This window comes from Saccharospirillaceae bacterium (genome assembly GCA_022448365.1).
Lineage (GTDB): Bacteria > Pseudomonadota > Gammaproteobacteria > Pseudomonadales > Oceanobacteraceae > Bacterioplanoides.
Window position 1 is genome coordinate 365,766 of sequence record JAKVCS010000005.1, and the last position, 19,050, is coordinate 384,815.

The window sequence follows — 19,050 nt, forward strand, 5'->3', positions numbered from 1 at the left end:
GAACCCACCTATCGGATTATTTATCAGGCCGAAGTCGCCAGATTCTCCAGCATAATGGCCTGTGCCTTAATCAGTTCTTCACCATCGGCGGGTTGCTGGCGTAAATAGCGGCCATCGCTCTGTAACACCCATGCCTGGCAGTTATCCAGCGTATAAGCTTCCAGCTCGCGTTTCATCCGTTCTTTGAGCTTATTCATTTCAATCGGGAAGCAGGTTTCTACCCGATTCAGTAAGTTGCGCTCCATCAGGTCGGCACTGGCCGCGTATATTTCGTCCTTACCATTATTCTGGAAATAATAGACCCGTGTGTGTTCAAGGAATCGACCAATAATCGAGCGCACTGAAATATTGTCAGACACTCCCTTGATACCGGGACGCAAACAGCACATGCCACGAATAATTAACTCAACTTTTACACCGGCTTGAGACGCTTTGTATAAGGCGCGAATTAATTTAGGTTCGGTCAAACCGTTTGCTTTCATGCGAATTAAAGCTGGCTTGCCAGCCTCTGCATGAACACGCTCACGATCAATCAGCTCGATCATTTTTTTGTGCAAAGTAAATGGAGCATGAAATAACTTCTTGATGCGTAATGCTTCGCCCATACCAGTCAGCTGCATAAAGACTTTATGCACATCCTCACCAATGGAGTCATCACAGGTCATAAAGCTGTAGTCGGTATAAACCCTGGCGTTACCTGCATGGTAGTTACCGGTTCCCATGTGCACATAGCGCTTAAACTTATCGCCCTCTTTACGTACGATCAGCATGACTTTGGCATGGGTTTTATAACCCACCACGCCATACACCACCACGGCCCCCGCTTCCTGTAAGCGGTTGGCCAGATAGAGGTTATCCTCTTCGTCGAAGCGGGCACGCAGCTCGATCACCACGGTCACTTCTTTACCGTTACGTGCGGCATCGACTAAGGCATTTACAATTTCAGATTTGGCACCGGTACGGTACAGTGTTTGTTTGATTGCTCTGACCGCCGGATCTTTAGCCGCTTCGCGCAACATATCAACAACCGGCGTAAACGACTCAAACGGGTGTAGCATCAACGCGTCTTTCTCGCGAATACTCTCTAAGATACTTTTTTTGAAATTAATATTTTTTGGTAAGCCTGGAGTAAACGGTGCGTACTGCAGGTCTGGACGATTAATCTGGAAAATAGCCTCCATCATGCGTGACAGGTTGACTGGCCCGTTGACTTTAAACAGGTCGTTTTCATCCAGATTAAACTGAGTCAGCAGGAAATTAACCAATTCGTCCGGACAGTTGTCTGCCACTTCCAAACGCATTTCTTCACCGAAGTTACGTGAGTGAAGTTCATCCTCCAGTGCGGACGCTAAATCGGCCGTATCGTCGTGGTCAATTTCTAAGTCAGCGTTACGGGTTACACGGAACTGATAACAGCCATTAATGGACATACCCGGGAACAATTCATCGGCGTATTCATGAATGACCGAGGATAGGAAAATAAAGTTGTCACCCTTGCGTGTGCCGTTCGGGCATAACTCATCTGGCAGACGAATAATACGCGGTAACGAACGTGGTGCCGGGATAATGGCCAAACCCGTTTCGCGACCGAAAGCATCTTTACCATCCAGTGCAACAATGAAGTTCAGACTTTTATTAACCAGGCGCGGGAACGGGTGAGACGGATCAAGACCAATCGGACTGACCAAGGGTTGTACGCTTTTCTCGAAATAGGCACGAATCCATTCACGCTGTTCTTCATTCCAGTCAGCACGGCGAAGGAAGCGAATATTTTCCCGCTCCAGTGCAGGTAATAACGTATCGTTAAGAATGTCGTACTGACGCTCAACCGTCTGGCTACACAGTTGGTGAATTTCATCCAGAACTTGTTGTGGGTGCATACCATCGGCACCCGCTTGCTCCCGGCGGAAGGCTAATTGTTGGGTTAGGTTAGCAACCCGAACTTCATAAAATTCGTCGAGGTTTTTGCTGAAAATACACAGGAAAAATAAACGATCGAGTAACGGGTGGCTTTCGTCCAGTGCCTGTTCTAAAACACGAATATTAAACTGCAGGTGGCTGAGTTCACGATTGATGTAATATTCGCTGCTGTGTAGATCGATGGGTGTTTCCGTTACTTCTGCTTCGCTCATTCGTTTTTCCCTTTCGCTTATAACAAATCAGGTAAGCTTTAAGCCGCTGCCCCGAAGGGCCATCCCTGGCCCTGCCGGGCGGACGTGATATCCATATCACTGCTATTTAAAGCTTACCCGATTCGTTATTTCGCTAAATCTGATGTATTTGGCACCAGTGCTTTAGTTATCAGAATTGTTTTTCTGAACAGGGACAGGATGTCCCGCTAGCACCAAGGGACAGGGACGTCGCACTGATGCGGTGGGGAAAAATAATTCCGATGAATAAAGCACACAGTGTTTAAAGTTTATCGATTCAGCCACTCCGCATACTGCTTCGCGTAATACGTCAGGATGCCATCGGCTCCCGCACGTTTAATGCTCAGCAGCGACTCATGCATCACGGCTTCATCATCTAACCAACCATTTTGTGCCGCCGCTTTATGCATGGCGTATTCACCGCTTACCTGGTACACAAAGGTGGGTGCTTTTAATTCGTCTTTAATTCGGCGCACGATATCCAGGTACGGCATACCCGGTTTTACCATCACCATGTCAGCGCCTTCGGATAAATCCAGCGCAACTTCATGCAGCGCTTCATCGCTGTTCGCCGGATCCATCTGATAGGTCTTTTTATCTGCTTTCCCCAGATTAGCTGCTGAACCAACAGCATCACGGAACGGGCCGTAATAAGCCGACGCGTATTTTGCTGAATACGCCATGATGCGGGTGTTCACAAACGCTTCTTCTTCCAGCGCATCGCGGATATCACCAATACGACCATCCATCATGTCGGATGGTGCAACGATGTCGGCACCGGCATCCGCATGGGATAATGCCTGCTGCACCAGCGTGTCGACGGTGCGATCGTTTAATACATAACCGTCGGCGTCGATAATGCCGTCCTGACCGTGAGTGGTGAACGGATCGAGTGCTACGTCGGTCATCACACCCATCTCCGGCACGGCATCTTTAATCGCACGAACGGCACGTTGTGCCAGACCATTCGGGTTAAACGCTTCTTCCGCCAGCTCCGATTTTGCCTCTAACGGCGTAACCGGGAACAGTGCTACCGCGGGAATGCCCAGTTTGGCCAGGTGGCGAACTTCCTCAACCATCAGGTCGATGGATAAGCGCTCAATGCCCGGCATGGATGGAATCGCCTCACGTTCCTGATGGCCTTCCAATACAAACATTGGGTAAATCAGGCTATTGACTGTCAGCTGAGTCTCACGCATTAAACGACGAGAAAAATCGTCGCGGCGCATGCGGCGCAGTCGGGTCTCAGGGAACATGCGTTGGGCATCGCTAAAAGCCATGGAATCTCTCCGGAGGTATGAACTGATAAGTATGCCGATTGTAGCTCTAAGGGCCTGCTAACTCTATTGATCATAATTGAGTTCTCGGACCAGAGCCTGATATACCGCAAAGAATGGTTAGGTCGGCTACTTTATGACACCAATGTTACCGTTTTATGCCAGCCAGAGATGTTCGCATGAGGCTTGAGCAAGACTTGATCAATATCAGAGCTGACGGTTTTGCATTGGCGACTGAGCGAATTGGACAGGCCCGGGCGTCGTATCGGCAATTTACTCATAGCCGATTTCTGTATCACAATGCTGTCGTTGGCAATAACTATAATCGACATCGACTGATTCGCTGGTGACACCCCATTGATGTGCGCAAACGCGCAGCGGCTCGATGTTACACAACCGGAAGTTCAGGGTGACAATATGACTGACTACACCGAGCTCGATGAAGTTCAGGCGGAAGGGTTTACCAAAACAGAGCTGAATCTGACGATGAATTTTCTCGACCAGATTCCGTTTAATAAGTTACTCGGGCTGAAACCGAAACTACTGAGCGATGACCGCTGTGAGTTCAGTATGAGTATGCGTGATGACCTGGTTGGTAATTGGTTGCAAGGTATCTTACACGGCGGCGCTATTTCCACCGCATTGGATGTAACCGGCGGGGCGATGGCATTGATCGCCACCTGGCAACGTATGAATCGCCACGAAATTCCAAAGGAACAGCGTCCTCAGCAACTCTCAAAACTTGGTACGATCGATATGCGAGTGGATTTCTTACACCCGGGAAAAGGCAAAGAATTTGTTGCTAGTGCAACATTGCTCCGTATTGGTAATAAAGTGGCGGTCACGCGGATGGAATTCCACAACGAAGAGGGCAAGTTAATAGCGGTGGGTACGGGCACGTATCTCTGTGGCTAATGGGCCTTCGTGATGGCCCGGACGATACCAACTGAATACATTTTATCAGACCGATTATCCGTGTTGGTCGGGTAAGTGACCCACCTTGACCAGAATTAGCGTATCCTGCTCGACGTAAGGGAAATGCTTGCTGAGATGTGGGCTACGCAGCCAGCTGCCTGCCGGATAGCGACCGTGCTCATCAATAAATTCACCGGAAATCACCAGAATTTCCTCACCACCAAAATGCGTATGCGGCTGAAACTTTTCACCCGCTGGCCAGAACACCAAAGCGGTTGATTCGCCATTATGTTGGTGCAGCGGTAAGACTTTTAAACCGCCGATGCCCGGCAGAAACTCGGCGTTGCGGGTATCAACACGTATGGTCTCAGTATCGTCGGCCTGAAACTGATGTAATTTCACAAAAAGAGTGCAGCCCTCCTTGCTGAACGGCGCGTGCATAAAACCTTCCGGATTACGGATGTAACTGCCCGCCGGGTAGTCACCGCTTTCATCAGAAAATACGCCGTCCAATACAAAGATTTCTTCGCCAAGCGGATGTGGGTGGGCCTTGAAGCTGGAGCCCGGCATGTATTTTACAATGCTGGTGGCGTGGCCTCGCTCTGCTTCTTCTCGCGCCAGACGTTTGCGTAATACACCGGGCATCGGACTTTGTGACCATTCCATCTCGTTGCTGTTGATCGCCACACGTTGGCTGAAATCGAGGTTAAGCATGTGTTTTGCTCGGTTGTATTTTTGATTAGAGACAGCATACCGGAATCTGGCTAGTAGATAGTGCTGGTTTTCACAGTTGCAGAGGCTCCACAGTAGGCAGACATAGCAGCTGGCTGGATAAGATTGCATGATTAACCCGTTTTTAGGTCTGGGAAAACCTCATAGCTCTGGACGCAGCTTTAATAAAATAGTGTGTAGATTTGACATGTTTTTTATGAGGCGAACTCCACATATGACATCTGTAGATATGATCCCAGTGGTCAGTGGTCAGTGGTCAGTGGTCAGTGGTCAGTGGTCAGTGGTCAGTGGTCAGTGGTCAGTGGTCAGTGGTCAGATAAAAGTTTTGAGCGGCTAGTTTTTTCATCGTATCTGAGAACTCATAGAAAGATACTTCATAGTTTCCATCCTTCCATCCCTCTGCAGGTTTAAAACTGACCCAATTGTTATCCGCTGTGGGAATAATTGAACTTCTCTCAAAGAACAGTACTTCGTTGGTATCGAGGTTCACCCAACGACTCATAATTTTTGCCGAACCTGCAGCGATACCGCCGCCAAAGTTAACGTGGGCATAGACCGAATTGTTTTTATCCAGATTGAGCAACGAGCTGTGCTCGACGTGAGCAGAAGATAAAGAAACCTTAATCGTTGTCGTGCTAGATGGATCAGATTCGGTTGCCATCAACGTGATTTCTTCGGCATAACGCCGTGCAAACATGTTTATATCTGATATCTCAGCCAGTTCTCCTTCATCCAAAAAGTATGACATAACATCTTTTACTGCTTGCTGTGGTGCCGCCTGAATGATCGCGGGCAGCACATTGGGCATTAGCGCTAATGACGATTCTTCTTCTGCGTTTGACAGCCCTGATACCTTAGAACGGTTGTTGTCTGAGGTCTGTGGCGTCATTACTGGTGTCGTCGCTATTGCTGCTGGAGAAGGCTGAGAAATATTAATCAAAGATTGGGGTGCAGTGTCTGGAGTGGTGTATCGACCGGTCAGGAAGCCAAGAAAGAAAATAACGAAGAGAAGAGTGACTTTCATAAGAAGAGAAATGGCCAGCGTATGCTGGCCATGCCTGATTACTTACAAGAAATAGCAAGTCCGTTAACGTTTACAGTTTCTGCTGTCAGGCCGGTTGTGACGATTTTACCACCAGTACAGCTGACTTCGCCGTTAAAAAATAAGCGATACGTAGTTACGGTGTCTGCACTCAAAGTACAGCTTTTACCTTCTGTAATTTCAATTTTATTCGCGTTCACCTGGCAGACAGAAGAATCGTCAACCTGGCCACTGCTTTGTGATTGATCGTTTTTATCACCGCTGCTTGAGCTACTGGAACCACCACCACAGGCAATTAAGAAAGCCGATGCGAAAACGATAGATACGAACTTCATGAGAAAATCCTTTTGTTAGTGTTTTACAGTTTAAAAAGGTCGGCAATCCTAGCACGACAAAGCTCATAACAGGTAGAGCTGATTGCTAGGTTAAACCTTCTGCAACCAGCCAAACTTGTCTTCAGCTTTGCCCCATTGAATTGCATTGAGCGCCTGGCGCAGTTTCTGAGTCGTTTCACCTGGTTCACCAGTACCTACGGTGATTTCTTCGCCGTTGTGAATCAGGGTTCCGACTGAGGTTAATACCGCAGCGGTACCGGACAGTGCCGCTTCCGTGCCTGGCTTGCTGGCACGTTCGATCAGTTCATCAACGGTGAAGTCACGCTCGCTGACGGTCATCCCCATATCACGCGCCAGCGTCAGAATCGAATCACGGGTAATGCCGTGTAAGAAGCTACTGTCTAACGCCTTGGTGATGATCTCGTTACCATCGATCAGGATAAAGTTCGCTGCACCGGTTTCCTGCACGTCACCGTTCGGGCAAAACAGAATCTGGTCGGCATTGTGTTCTTTACGTGCCTGCAGAATCGGGCCTAACGCGCTGGCGTAGTTGCCGCCACTTTTGATCATGCCCATGTGTGGCGCACAGCGCATACCGTCTTGTTCTAACAGCAGACGTAATGGCTTAGCGCCACTCTTAAAGTAATCGCCTACCGGAGAAATCAGCACGTACATCATGGAAGACTCAGAGGGCGCCGCCGCTTTACCAATGGCAGCTTCGGTACCGATATGAGTTGGGCGAATGTACATAGAACCCGGTGGTGCCGGTACTTCGTCGGCATACAGTGCGACGATGTCTTTAATCATCTGACCGAGTTGGGCTTTATCAACTTCTGGCAGATACAGCAGTTCACTGCTTTGTGCCATACGATTGATGTTGGCATCCATACGGAAGACGTTGACGCTGCCGTCTTCGTGTCTAAAGGCTTTTAAACCTTCAAAACAGGTGCTCGAATAGTGTAAGACATGAGCGCCCGGATGAAATTCTAATTTGTCGGAAGGGACGATGCTTGATGCTGTCCAGGAATTATCTTCGAAAGTTGCCAGTGCCATTTTCGGCATGAAAACTGTTCCAAATGCGGCCATTTCTATTCCTAACCTCAGATGGGAGCCTGAATGGGCTGCCCTACTCAATAATCTGTCAAAGCCAAACTGAAGCGCTGAACCGCTTCAATCGTACATCTTGTTTTTGTGGTGTGCGCTTATGAGTTTAAACGCTGATAGGCCAGGTCGGTTTCCTGGAGGGTCTGACAGTCTTGTGAACTTATCAGGCCACAACGGCAGGAGCACTCAGTCAAGGGTTGGGACTGCGCCACTGCAGGGATGTGATCAAGCCAACACACCCGATACCACATAAATCCGACTCGTGTACGTCACCGGCACTCAATCAACGGTTGAAGTCAAGACGGTCTGAATTTATGGAGCCGGGATTATCCCTCATTTTTACCATGATCGCTCGTCTTTCTTCGATGATGTGGCGTATTTTATCCGCAATCTGAGACGACTGACTGTGATTCACCAGCGTCTTGCCCATCAATTGCAGGATCAACTGACCCAATTGAGCTGGCCTCTTGGGACCTGAACCGCTCCAGCATCCATAAAGTCGTGGCTTTGATCGCCTTCGGTAGCAGCGTTGAGCTTGTCGGCAGGCCAATCGTTATACCCTCATGACAGGCCAGGTTATGTGTTCAGCGATGTTGATAAATGGTTGGATTCTTTCCTGAACAATAGCACTTGATTGTGGCGATAAAAGATCAGACTATGCTTGCCTCAAAAAATAATTAATCACTACTGAATCAAGACGTGTAGTCAAGGAGCATACAAAATGAAAAGGGCATTTCTCGGCGTCTTCGCCATTCTGGTTTTATCCGTTGTTCTTCTGGTTGTTCAGGCACAGCGACATGTTGTTACTAGTTATAGTGTTGTTATTAATGCGCCGGTAGAAAAAGTATGGGATTTCTTATCGGATAATCGTAATGCCAAAGGCTGGTCGGTCATTTTTGATCATATCTCGCCGATGGCCAGTTCGCCGGTTCCGGAAGGTCAGATTGGTGCATTGCGTCGTTGCTTCCGCAACGTGAACGAACAAGGTTTTTTCTGGGACGAGCGTACATTGTCGTCAGAGCCATATATCGAACGTACACTGCGCACTTATAACGTATCGAACACCAGCTGGGATCTATTTGAGAAGTTTCAGTTTACCGCTTACCAAAAGTACGAAGATCTGGGCAATGGCCAGACGCGTTTAACCTTCGAAGGCGACCTGGACGATTACACCAAGTACAACACATTTGAACGCTTTATTTTTTGGGTGAGCCAGCATGAGGGCGAACGGGTGTTCCGTCTGAATCTGGAAAATATCAAAGCCATGTTGGAGCAGGGTGAGAACTACCAGCGACCACACCCGTGGGAAGAACAAAGTCCGTTTGATGCCTGATGGCGTGATACATAGCGTTGGGTGCTTGGTTAGCACCCGATGAAGGCGGCTATCAAGCCGCCTTTTTTGTACCTGCCTTCAGGGTCAGTACTCGTCTTTATTGATTTGAGTGTTTGCCACCCAGCAGGAGTAAAAGAAAAAATTGATCGTGCATGTCAACCAATTCGGTGTTCAGGCGTTGTGATAGATAGATGGAGTGTGCTGTCAGTACATAGCTGACAACAATCCCATTTGATACTGAAACCTGGAGATTTGAAGTTATGCTGTATAGAACCCTGTATGCGCGTGTATTTTTCCTTCTGTCGCTACTGTTAACCGGCTGTGGTGGAGTAAGTGATGATGAAGTGTCTTCTGGAGAAATATCAGATAAAGACACACCCGTCGTGAAGGCTGAACCCTCTTACACGGTTGTAAAAGAACAAGATATTACCTATGCGACTGGTCTGAGCCATGACGAAACCAGTACCACTTCTTTCGCAGTACCCCTGAAATTAGATGTTTATTATCCCGACAATGAGGCTACCAGCCGGCCGGTCTTCATGTTTATTCATGGATGAGGATTTACGGGTGGGGTAAAAGATGGTCCTGAAATGGTAGAAATGGCAAATTACTATGCTTCAAGAGGCTGGGTTTTCGTCTCGGTAGATTACAGAACAACAGAGGAACTGTGCAACGCAAAAGTTTCGGCATCGTGCAAAGAAAAAGTCCAAGATATGTTAAAAAACGATGCCATGTTTGGGACTAACGAAGTCGTAAACTTTTACAAAGGGATTGCACCAAAGGAATGGATTGAACATGCAATGCCATTGATAGAAACGCCAAAAGATCTGCAGGTCACCATTGCTATGTATGCTGCTCAACGAGATGCGAAAGCTGCGCTTCGTTGGATTATGGCTAACTCCGAAACCTATAATATAGATAGCGACTATGTCACCGTAGGTGGAAATTCGGCTGGTGCTGGTACCGCGATCGCGTTAGGAATTTCAAATCCAGCGGACTTCAGAGATGAAATTTCCGTCATCGATGATGCCACGCTTTCAACCACAAATTTAGACCAAAGTTACGACGTAAAAAGTATCGTTCATTTCTGGGGATCGAACGGAAAACTGGATTTTTTTGAAGGCGTTTACAATTTACAGTTGCACGATCGATATGATGAAAACGACCCCGAGTTATTTATGGGGCATGGCGAAGGGGAAGATCCACAAACTCCCTATACCGAAGCCCTTGAATTACAGAGCATCTATAACTCACTAGGGCTGTACAGTGAACTCAAGACTCTGATGGTACCGAGTGAATCTGATCCATCGGTACTGGTTCCTGGAGGGCATGGCGCCTGGAATGGCGAGGTAGATGGTAAGGGCCTGTTTGAAATGTCTTTCGATTTTCTGGCTGCGAGACAACAATTGACTTTAGAATAGAAATACAATTACAGCATTACTGATTTTAATTGGAGTTGACGAAAATAGAATCAGCAAAAGGAATGAATGGGGTGGTGTGAAATTTAATAAAAAATGAAGTGAAGTACAGAAGGTAAAAGAGCTTGTATTAAGTTATAGGAGCGAAATTTCGTCTTGTATACGAAATTATTCTCCGTAGATACTTAAGGTATATTTAGGTTATTCCAAGACATTCTGATTAGCATGTCTAAAACGCCAAAATATATCTTGTTGAATATAGTCGTTCATTGATGTATCTTGCGCGGAAAATAGGGAGATCTCGGTTTATGTCTGTGAAGAAAATACTACTTTCTGCAGTTCTTGTATCGTTCATAAGTGTTTCTGGGTTTGTTATCTGGGCTCTGTATGAATATCAGCAGCAGGTTGAAGAGCAGGCCTATTCTGAAAAGCAACATCAGCAAAAAATTGAAGAATACGATCGTTTCCTGCAGCAACAGCAGGACGAGCTGGACGTACTCAATGCGGAAAGTGACAGGTTGATGGAGTCCGATAGACTATTGGACGAAAAAATCCGTCAGCTTGATCTTCAATTGTTATCTACCCAGCGCGCTTCTGCACCATCACAAAGCTCTGCCTCAGATTTAAATGGAGTTTCACAATGATTCGTTACATCTTGTCATCACTTATTGCCTTTTCTGCCGTTTCATCCGCAGACGTTGTGGAAAATCTGAGTGGCTCACCTGTTAATTCGCAAGGCAAGCTGAGCTATACCGTGCCTCTCGACATTCCTGCTTCGCTTAACAGCTTGAAGCCAGACTTATCAGTGAAATACTCTCAGGGTAGCGGCAAAGGGACTCTGGGGGCTGGCTTCCATTTATCTGTTGGCTCATCCATTAGCCGATGTGCACCAAAGAAGAATAATGGAGATATTCAAGGGGGGATAACAACGAATACCAGTGCGACTTATTGCCTGGATGGAGCGCAGTTAGTCCAGCACTCTGGTAATGAATATCGTACCTATATAAACAGTAAAAATAAGATCGTTTCTTCAGGAGGTATCGCATCACCAAATCATTGGACTGTATACGCCGCGGACGGCTTTATCTATCGCTATGATCTGCCTGTCTCAAGTAATGTTTCTGAGCACAATAAGGTTTGGCAGCTAACCAGTAAAAAGGACAGATTTAATAACCAGATCACCTATATATACAACAACTCCGGAGACCGTCTGAATACGATCCAGTATCCTGGGTTCGAAATCTCTCTGAACTATAAAGCCAGTACAGCAACTCAAAAGTTATACAGCAACGGAAAGGTTAAAACGATAGGTAAGTTACTGGACTACCTACTGGTAAAAAAAGGTAACTCGAACCTGTATAAATATAACTTTCGTTATCAGAGCTATCAAGGCTACCAGGCGGTAGCGACAGATCGATTGATGGGGATAAAAAAATGTTATCTGGTTGGCACTGAGGAGTGTACACGAGAACTAACGTTTGAATATAAGCAAGTGGACGGTTCTTTCATCAATGAAAACCCGGCAGGCTCAGATGTAACCAATATACTAACAGCAGCTGACTTAAGAAAACACTACCCTGCTGACTCTAAAGAAGGGATGGCTGCTTACCATACAGTTGATCTGGACAATAAATATGGTGAGGACATCTGCTTTTATTCCGATCAAGACACCTTAGTATGCTCAATGGCTCAGGGGAATGGAATGTTTGCCTTTGATGAGGATATGTCTGATGCTTTTGGCTATAACAAAAGCCACTTCGATTACTACAGTGCTTTGAACTTCAGTGATATTAATGGTGATGGGTACGCAGACTTATGTATCGCTGACGATAGCGGTATCAAATGTGCGATTAATAATAAATCTGGCAAACTTAAAGCTCCTGCCTACATTTCAACCGGGCTTAATCACGAAACTGGTTATCAGTTGGCTGATGTAAACAGAGATGGTTTGGCTGACTTATGTGGTGCATCTGAAACAGAGTTCTTCTGTTACGCCAACAATGGTGGAGGTAGCTACTCGTCAACCAAAATAGTGTTGTCTTCTTCATCCTTTGCTAAAGAGTATCAGGTTTATACACCTTACTTGGACGAAGATGAGAGAAAGTTCAAATATATCGCTCCATCTCTTATGGACATGAATGGTGACCAGATTCCAGATTTATGTAGTGTCTCGAATAGCCAGTTCCAGTGTCGGGCTGGTCAGTACTCTTCCACAAATCAGCTATTGATAGCAACGTCGCCAGCGCAGTCTGTGTCGATATATCGAGTTATTCCTGATGAATTTGATACTAAATTTACTAGCGTAGATTTAGATGTACGCAGCCCTAATGGGAAGTACTTTCTGGCAAAAGAGATTAGCAATAAGTTCCCTGCCTATAGAAAAACAAATGAACGTATTACACTGACGACCCGTTTTCAGGATGTGAATTCAGATGGTCTGGTTGATTTGTGTTATGACTACGATGGTGAATTCTCATGTCATTTGAATACTGAGACAGGTTTTACCGAAAAAAAATATAAAACCACTTATTCCAGTCTTATCGCTGGACTGGATCGAAATACTACTTTATCGATCATAAGTTCTCTGAACTTTTCTGATATTAATACCGATGGTTATCCCGATCTGTGTTTAATGAAACAGGATAGACAGTATTGCTCATATAACAACGGTTCTGACTTTAGTGAGTTTGCAGTTCGATTAAGGATAGTATCCGATGCAGCTGTAATCACCTCGAACACGGAAGTATTTCAGAATTATATTCGGGCTCGATTAAATAATCACACACGCTTTATTAATAACAACGCAGTTAATGTATACGGTCGAGCGTTCTATCGTGCCGATGTTGGTACAGACGGGCGAAACGAAATGTGTATGAGGACTATTAACGGCATCGATTGTCATACTAATGAACAACAAAGCTATAATGGACTACTTGAAAAAGTAACAGATGCTTTTGGTAACCAAACTCGGTTTGAATACAAAAATGCTCGTCAGGGAATTTATTCTGAAAGTTCTGATTCTTTAGACGATTATATTCGGATTTATCCTCAGGGTTTATTGTTATCTGCTATGCAAATAGATTCTGGTGTCGGCGCTCCTGACAATAACTGGGAAACAGTGAGCTATAACTATAAAGACTTTGCATACAACCCGAAAACGTACGAATCTGGATTCAAATATATTTCCCAGAGCTCGGATTTGAAGAAGAAGTCTCAGACAACCGAGTTATACCTAAAGCAACACTTGGTTGGAAAAACTAGGAAAGTCACTGAATATCTGAATGATGTAAAAATTCAGGAAGTTCAACATGACTTTGTTGCCTCAGCGTTTAGTAAAGGGGTTGATACACGCCTTCTTTCAACAACAACAGTAAACTATGACCCTGAAAGCCCAAGCACGATAATACGAACTTCAACCCGTACTTTCTCTGAATTTGATGGCTACGGCTATGCTAAGGAAATCACCGAAATAAAAGCAGCCGCGAACCAGGTTAAGAAAGAAACAACCAGTATTGTATTTGATCACGATTCTGAGAATTGGATATTGGGAAAACCAGAAAGCCAAACCGTAACTCATGAATTAACTGGCGCAACGAATCAAACTAAAAAAGTTAACTTCGAATACTACCCCAGCACAATGGCTCTGCATAAGCAGATCTTCGAGAAAGATACTGACTACGAGAAAGAAATTGAATTTGAGTATTATTCGAATGGTTTAGTGAAAAATGAAAGAATAACTGGCCTAGTTAACGATACGGATAAGCAAACCCGTACCAGTAGTTATACTTATTCTACGATTGGTCAGAAGTTAACTGTGACGAATCCCTTAAATCAAACTGTTCGCTCTGAATATCATGCAATGTGTATGGCAGTAGAAAAGGAATACGATATCAATGATCGCCTTCTGGTAACTCACAAATATGATAACCACTGTCGTCGTTATGAAAGTATCCTATTGTCAGGTGATACCGTTTACTATGGCTTAAGCTGGGATCATGGTGTTACTGAGCGCCCGGCCAGTGCGATTTATACCAACAATATTATTTTAGTTGCCTCTGAGAGTACGGCATCAGGTAAATACAAAGCAGTTTATAAAGATCGCACCGGTCGTACGGTCAAGGAGATTTCGACCGTTGCTAAAACATCTTCTACTACAACTCAGTCTGCGACTTACAACTACTTCAATAATAAAGGTCAGTTGGTAGCGAATTCTCTTCCTGTAAAAATAGTGTCTGGTAGCAGTGAGCACGTTAATTGGGTTACCCATGGCTACGATGACTTTTTACGTCAAACGACTGTCACCGCAAAAGCCCCAGACAAACGCGATGCTACTCGAACAACGGATTATCATGGCTTAAAGACAACAGTTACGTTTAACGGTAAAACCAAGAAGTCCTCTGTTGGTGTGCTAGGCAAAGCGATATCCAAAACAGAGTTTGGAAAAACTGTCCATTTTTCTTATACCGCGATGGGAGAGTTATCCGATACAGTACAAAACAACGACGAAAATACCCGAATCACTATTCAATATGATGAATATGGATTCAAGACTAAGCAGATAGACCCAAGTGCCGGAACCTGGGAATATAAATACAACGCTTTCGGTGAACTTTATTGGCAAAAAGACGCTGAAGCCAATATTACCGTTAACGAATACGATGTTGCTGGTCGTCTGCATAAACGAACCACCAAAGAAGGTGTTTCGAACTGGGTTTTCCATGACAGCGGTAATGGCAATGGTGAATTAGACTACACAAATGCACCTGATGGCGTGAAGCGTTCTTACACTTATGATGCTAAAGGTCGTGTATCTGACGAATACTTATATCTTAATAATAAAGAAAAAAATCGTACTCATTATGTGTACGATAATTATAGTCGATTGATTACATCTGAATACAACAAGAATTCAGAAAAATCTGAGATGATCACACCGGTTAAAAAGAATTACGATTTGGCTGGCCGTATTTCTCAAGTTCTAATGCCAGCGAATAAGTTGAAAAGTTATGACTATAAAGCGATAGAAAATCAGTATGTAAGTGTGATAAATCAAATCGCGGACATTGACAGGAAAATATCTTCAATCGAGTATCGGATTAAATATCACGCCCAGGCTATTACAAAATACTCAAGTAAAGTATCTGAATATAAGAGGCTAACTATTTCAGTTCAGCCAAATTTGAAGCCTATACAAGATTTAATTGATAGACACAAAAATACACTAGATCGATATAGTAGAACCTTAGAAGATATCATGGAAAAGGTCGGACGCTATGGTGGTTTGAGTTCAGATAAAAAATATGAATACCAGGGATACAACTCTTCTAGTCAAACTCATACTTTTGCATATAGAGAATGTGCAAAAACAGTTGTTCGTGCCTTCTTCTTTAAACGTTGCAGTCGATACGAGTCGGGAGCATTTGGTATATCTCGTGACGATTTCAAGGTACTGGATTCAAACTCTCTCTATGGGCCCGACGCTTGCCAAACTAGAAAGTCGCGTTGGAGCTTATCTAGAAAAATTCTTGATAGATATGACTATTATCATGTCAGACGAGGTGTAGTTCCTGGTGGGCGTAGTGGGCCGCAAAATGGTCTAATATACACAGTATGCAATAAGACAAAATTGAAGTTTAATGTAGCTGATATTTTCCTAAAGATGGCACAGCATTACAGGACTTTAGTAACCAATGAAACCAATATGATTAGGCATTTGGAAGATACTAAGTCAAAGGTTTCAAAAGATAAACTGACTGTACTAAAAGAAACTGTCAAATATAGAGATTCCTGGGCTCCTGTCTCCATCTCTCCGTTAGTTCTGGTGCCGGTAAAAGTTCCATATGATGCAAGAGAAGCAGTCATTATGGAGCGCCAGGAAGCACTAGAGTACTATCAAGGCCGTATTGCACACTATGAGGCCTTAGCGAAACCTCATACTGATACAAAGATAGAGCTAAGTGCAGAAAAAGCGATTACCGAGGCCAGTGCCAAAACACTAAAAGATGCTAAAAAAGCACTGCTGAAAAATATCGAGTCTTTTACTTCCCTCGCTCTATTGAAGGATGGTGCTGAAAAACAGCAACAACTCAGTGATTCAGACTTAGTTGTTTGGGCAGCATTGAACTATGATGCACAAGGTCGTTTGAAAGACGAGTTATTTGGTAATGGCCTAATTACACGTCGTGCCGTTAACTCTGAAACCACAATGGTCGACACCATTACCACGGCTAAGGTTGATGGCACAAAATTAAGTGAACTGGATTACGCTTATACCACTGAAGGCAATCTGGACGAAAAAACAGATAACATTCGTAACCTGACCGAGAGTTATACCTACAGTGATAACCAGCTGGATACCTGGACTATCTCGTTAAATAACTCACAGATCATGAGTCGTGATTACGACTACGATAGTTTGGGTAATATTACTCAGAAGTCCTCCTCGCTCAATAGTTACGTTTACGAAACGAGTGGTAAACCTTATCGCCTATCGTCCTTTGGCAATAAAACTGTTTCCTACGATAACAAAGGTTTTATCACCTCGGGTAACGGCCGTAGTTATAGCTGGACAAGTTTTGGTAAACCGTTAAGTATCAGCTACCAGGGCAAAATAACGGCATTTAAGTACGATTCCGGGAACAGCCGTACGGTGAAAACCGATTCTCAGGGAACAACTTATTACATTTCTTCAGGTTATGAGCAGCTGCATAAACCCAATGGTGATATCGTTCATCGCTATCACATTAAGAATGGTTATCAAACGGTTTCTACCATTGAGCGGTTTGAATACGCAGAAGCTGTAAAAGCTGGAGAAGCTGATACTCGTCAGCAGGATAAGGTGTCCTATTATGCACGAGATATCCTCGGTTCAGGTGTGCTGATTACAGGCTCTCGTGGTGAGGTTCTGAAACATCGCCAATACACGCCGTATGGTGAGGCGGTCGATATTTCCAGTCTAAACTCACGCCAGACTTTAGAGACTGATTCGGCAGTCACCGAGTTTCTTAACTCGCAGCAAGATGCAGTCGCGCTGGCCGAGCAAGAGCTGAACGTTGATGCAAAGTTGCTGGGGCGGGTTTTGAGTGTTACCAGCGTAAAAGATCAGCTCAAGGGGTTTACGGCTCATGAAGAGTTGGCTGATGTTGGTCTAGTGCATATGAATGCCCGTTTGTATGACCCTGTGCTTGGACGTTTTGTTAGCCCGGATAGTGTTATCCCGGATGCTGGTAAACCGCTGGCGTATAACCGCTATGCGTATGTATATAATAATCCGGCGCTGGCGTCAGATCCCAGTGGGCATTTTCCTTGGGCAGTGATAGGAGCAGCTATGTATTTTACCGCTTCTCATGCGTATTCAGATAGCCCTGTTCACCATATTGCTTCTACCGTTTTACTCGCTATTGCTATAGGTAAGTGGGATGCGCTTGTTGGCTACAGTCCAGGTTTAATTGCAGGAGGGACTACGCTAGTAACCAGCGCAGCGGTTAGCGGTCGTATAGGCCCGGCTGAAATGCGCTCAGCCGCGTTTTCTGCGATAGGGGCAGAGCTGACTAAAGGAATTGGCCACGGTGGAACAAATGGCGGTCCGTTATTTGGAGAAGGTAACTGGCATATAACGGCGCTCGCACACGGTGTTGCTCAGGGGACGCTTGGGTGGATCTCAAACGATAATTTCTGGACGGGATTTGTATCGGGTGTGGCTAGTCATGTGTCGGGCCATTTTGCTGGTCAATACATTGGCGGAAATGATGTAGGAAATTATTTCGCTCGCTCAGCTGTTGCGGTAACAACTTCTGCCTTGTTATCAGGGGCTACTGGCGGAGATGCCATGCAAGCTGCAATGACTGCCACGCTTGTGCATTTGTTTAACTATGAAGGGAAAGGTTGTGGTCAAATGTGCAGAAAAAGGCGTCACCCTAAAGAAGATAGGCTTGTTATTCTTACTGTAGAGGGAGATATTCCTGGCACTGCGATTTTCAACCTTCTATTTAAACCGGAAACTCCTTTGCCGACCGGAGGTGAATATGCAGTTGGTGTGCTGGAGTATGCCGAGGGGGGAGCAAAACCTTATGAAAAGCCTAATATCGAGTATGATTTTGGAGGTGGTGGTGCTAGGGGGTTAATTGCTTTCGATATTAAGTCGCCAGACTCAGCATTAACTACGAATTTCGTTTATGGATTGGGCTTCAGGCTTCACCATGATAGTAGTGGTGCTATTTCAGGGGTTGGGTTTGCAGTAGGTTTTTCTGGGAAATCTGGATTTTTTCCTAGTCAATATAATAAGTTAGAAATTAGTCATGGCGCTACGGTACTAGAGTGATGGATCTTATAAATTCAGAAGTTTTTTTTAGCCTATTTATTGTGTCGTCTGTAGTAATGAACTTCTTGATCAAGAACGAGGAGGATGATGGGCCAATACACTTATTAGGCTTATTCGCTTACTTCTTTGACACATCAAATTTAACTAAACTTGGTCTCATTTTTAGGTGGATAGCGCTGATATCAGGGGTATTGGCACTCCTGACATATTTCTTTTTTGAAATATAGTGTACAGATTGGTTAATTGTATCCGACTTTTTAAACTAGCTTCGAAGATTATCCGTGATTGATGTTTCTTTTCAGGATCAATATTGCTTAAGTGATGTTAAGCCTTTCAATCAATAGATATTCTTCTGCAATATTAGTCTATTTACTACCTATAATTAAAGCTAGCGCTCTTAAAAAAATTCAGCATTTGGAAATTA

At 44.8% G+C, this 19,050-nt stretch carries 12 protein-coding genes; 6 read left to right on the forward strand and 6 right to left on the reverse strand.

What is annotated here, in order from left to right:
• Positions 1 to 23 precede the first annotated feature (23 nt).
• Entirely contained in the window at positions 24 to 2,132 is a 2,109-nt protein-coding gene (ppk1, locus tag MK185_15615) for a polyphosphate kinase 1 (protein ID MCH2042057.1), read from the reverse strand.
• Positions 2,133 to 2,419: 287 nt separating this feature from the next.
• The gene (hemB, locus tag MK185_15620; protein ID MCH2042058.1) at positions 2,420 to 3,430 is read right to left on the reverse strand and encodes a porphobilinogen synthase; all 1,011 of its coding nucleotides are present in this window, start codon (positions 3,428 to 3,430) and stop codon (positions 2,420 to 2,422) included.
• Positions 3,431 to 3,844: 414 nt separating this feature from the next.
• Here hemB and MK185_15625 point away from each other — a divergent pair, with 414 nt between their 5' ends.
• Complete coding sequence (locus MK185_15625; GenBank protein ID MCH2042059.1) at positions 3,845 to 4,342, forward strand: thioesterase family protein; 498 nt, start codon at positions 3,845 to 3,847, stop codon at positions 4,340 to 4,342.
• A 54-nt stretch (positions 4,343 to 4,396) separates the two neighbouring features.
• On the opposite strand, the gene MK185_15630 is transcribed toward MK185_15625, so the two are convergent.
• The 4 genes from MK185_15630 to MK185_15645 form a co-directional block, all read right to left on the reverse strand.
• On the reverse strand, positions 4,397 to 5,056 hold the full coding sequence (locus tag MK185_15630) for a cupin domain-containing protein (protein MCH2042060.1): 660 nt from the start codon (positions 5,054 to 5,056) through the stop codon (positions 4,397 to 4,399).
• Between the two features lie 316 nt (positions 5,057 to 5,372).
• A complete protein-coding gene (locus MK185_15635; GenBank protein ID MCH2042061.1) occupies positions 5,373 to 6,098 on the reverse strand; it encodes a hypothetical protein in 726 nt (241 codons plus the stop codon).
• Positions 6,099 to 6,136: 38 nt separating this feature from the next.
• Entirely contained in the window at positions 6,137 to 6,451 is a 315-nt protein-coding gene (locus MK185_15640) for a hypothetical protein (protein MCH2042062.1), read from the reverse strand.
• Positions 6,452 to 6,541: 90 nt separating this feature from the next.
• Positions 6,542 to 7,537 (reverse strand): branched-chain amino acid aminotransferase, encoded by a 996-nt coding sequence (locus MK185_15645; GenBank protein MCH2042063.1) that lies wholly within the window; start codon positions 7,535 to 7,537, stop codon positions 6,542 to 6,544.
• Positions 7,538 to 8,276: 739 nt separating this feature from the next.
• Here MK185_15645 and MK185_15650 point away from each other — a divergent pair.
• The 5 genes from MK185_15650 to MK185_15670 all read left to right on the forward strand — a co-directional run bounded on the left by MK185_15650 (position 8,277) and on the right by MK185_15670 (position 18,626).
• Positions 8,277 to 8,888: an SRPBCC family protein gene (locus MK185_15650; protein MCH2042064.1), complete on the forward strand. Its 612-nt coding sequence runs from the start codon at positions 8,277 to 8,279 to the stop codon at positions 8,886 to 8,888.
• A gap of 260 nt (positions 8,889 to 9,148) precedes the next feature.
• Positions 9,149 to 9,445, forward strand: coding sequence for a hypothetical protein (locus tag MK185_15655; protein MCH2042065.1), 297 nt, complete (start codon positions 9,149 to 9,151; stop codon positions 9,443 to 9,445).
• A gap of 33 nt (positions 9,446 to 9,478) precedes the next feature.
• Complete coding sequence (locus tag MK185_15660) at positions 9,479 to 10,309, forward strand: alpha/beta hydrolase fold domain-containing protein (protein ID MCH2042066.1); 831 nt, start codon at positions 9,479 to 9,481, stop codon at positions 10,307 to 10,309.
• 305 nt (positions 10,310 to 10,614) lie between these two features.
• Entirely contained in the window at positions 10,615 to 10,950 is a 336-nt protein-coding gene (locus MK185_15665) for a hypothetical protein (GenBank protein ID MCH2042067.1), read from the forward strand.
• On the forward strand, positions 10,947 to 18,626 hold the full coding sequence (locus MK185_15670) for an FG-GAP-like repeat-containing protein (protein MCH2042068.1): 7,680 nt from the start codon (positions 10,947 to 10,949) through the stop codon (positions 18,624 to 18,626). The genes MK185_15665 and MK185_15670 overlap by 4 nt, the downstream gene beginning before the upstream one ends.
• Positions 18,627 to 19,050 lie beyond the last annotated feature (424 nt).

What these genes read in the sequence shown, in the direction of transcription:
- ppk1 (MCH2042057.1), bottom strand. Translation starts at nt 2,132, where the DNA reads ATGAGCGAAGCAGAAGTAACGGAAACACCCATCGATCTACACAGCAGC.
- hemB (MCH2042058.1), bottom strand. Translation starts at nt 3,430, where the DNA reads ATGGCTTTTAGCGATGCCCAACGCATGTTCCCTGAGACCCGACTGCGC.
- MK185_15625 (MCH2042059.1), top strand. Translation starts at nt 3,845, where the DNA reads ATGACTGACTACACCGAGCTCGATGAAGTTCAGGCGGAAGGGTTTACC.
- MK185_15630 (MCH2042060.1), bottom strand. Translation starts at nt 5,056, where the DNA reads ATGCTTAACCTCGATTTCAGCCAACGTGTGGCGATCAACAGCAACGAG.
- MK185_15635 (MCH2042061.1), bottom strand. Translation starts at nt 6,098, where the DNA reads ATGAAAGTCACTCTTCTCTTCGTTATTTTCTTTCTTGGCTTCCTGACC.
- MK185_15640 (MCH2042062.1), bottom strand. Translation starts at nt 6,451, where the DNA reads ATGAAGTTCGTATCTATCGTTTTCGCATCGGCTTTCTTAATTGCCTGT.
- MK185_15645 (MCH2042063.1), bottom strand. Translation starts at nt 7,537, where the DNA reads ATGGCCGCATTTGGAACAGTTTTCATGCCGAAAATGGCACTGGCAACT.
- MK185_15650 (MCH2042064.1), top strand. Translation starts at nt 8,277, where the DNA reads ATGAAAAGGGCATTTCTCGGCGTCTTCGCCATTCTGGTTTTATCCGTT.
- MK185_15655 (MCH2042065.1), top strand. Translation starts at nt 9,149, where the DNA reads ATGCTGTATAGAACCCTGTATGCGCGTGTATTTTTCCTTCTGTCGCTA.
- MK185_15660 (MCH2042066.1), top strand. Translation starts at nt 9,479, where the DNA reads ATGGTAGAAATGGCAAATTACTATGCTTCAAGAGGCTGGGTTTTCGTC.
- MK185_15665 (MCH2042067.1), top strand. Translation starts at nt 10,615, where the DNA reads ATGTCTGTGAAGAAAATACTACTTTCTGCAGTTCTTGTATCGTTCATA.
- MK185_15670 (MCH2042068.1), top strand. Translation starts at nt 10,947, where the DNA reads ATGATTCGTTACATCTTGTCATCACTTATTGCCTTTTCTGCCGTTTCA.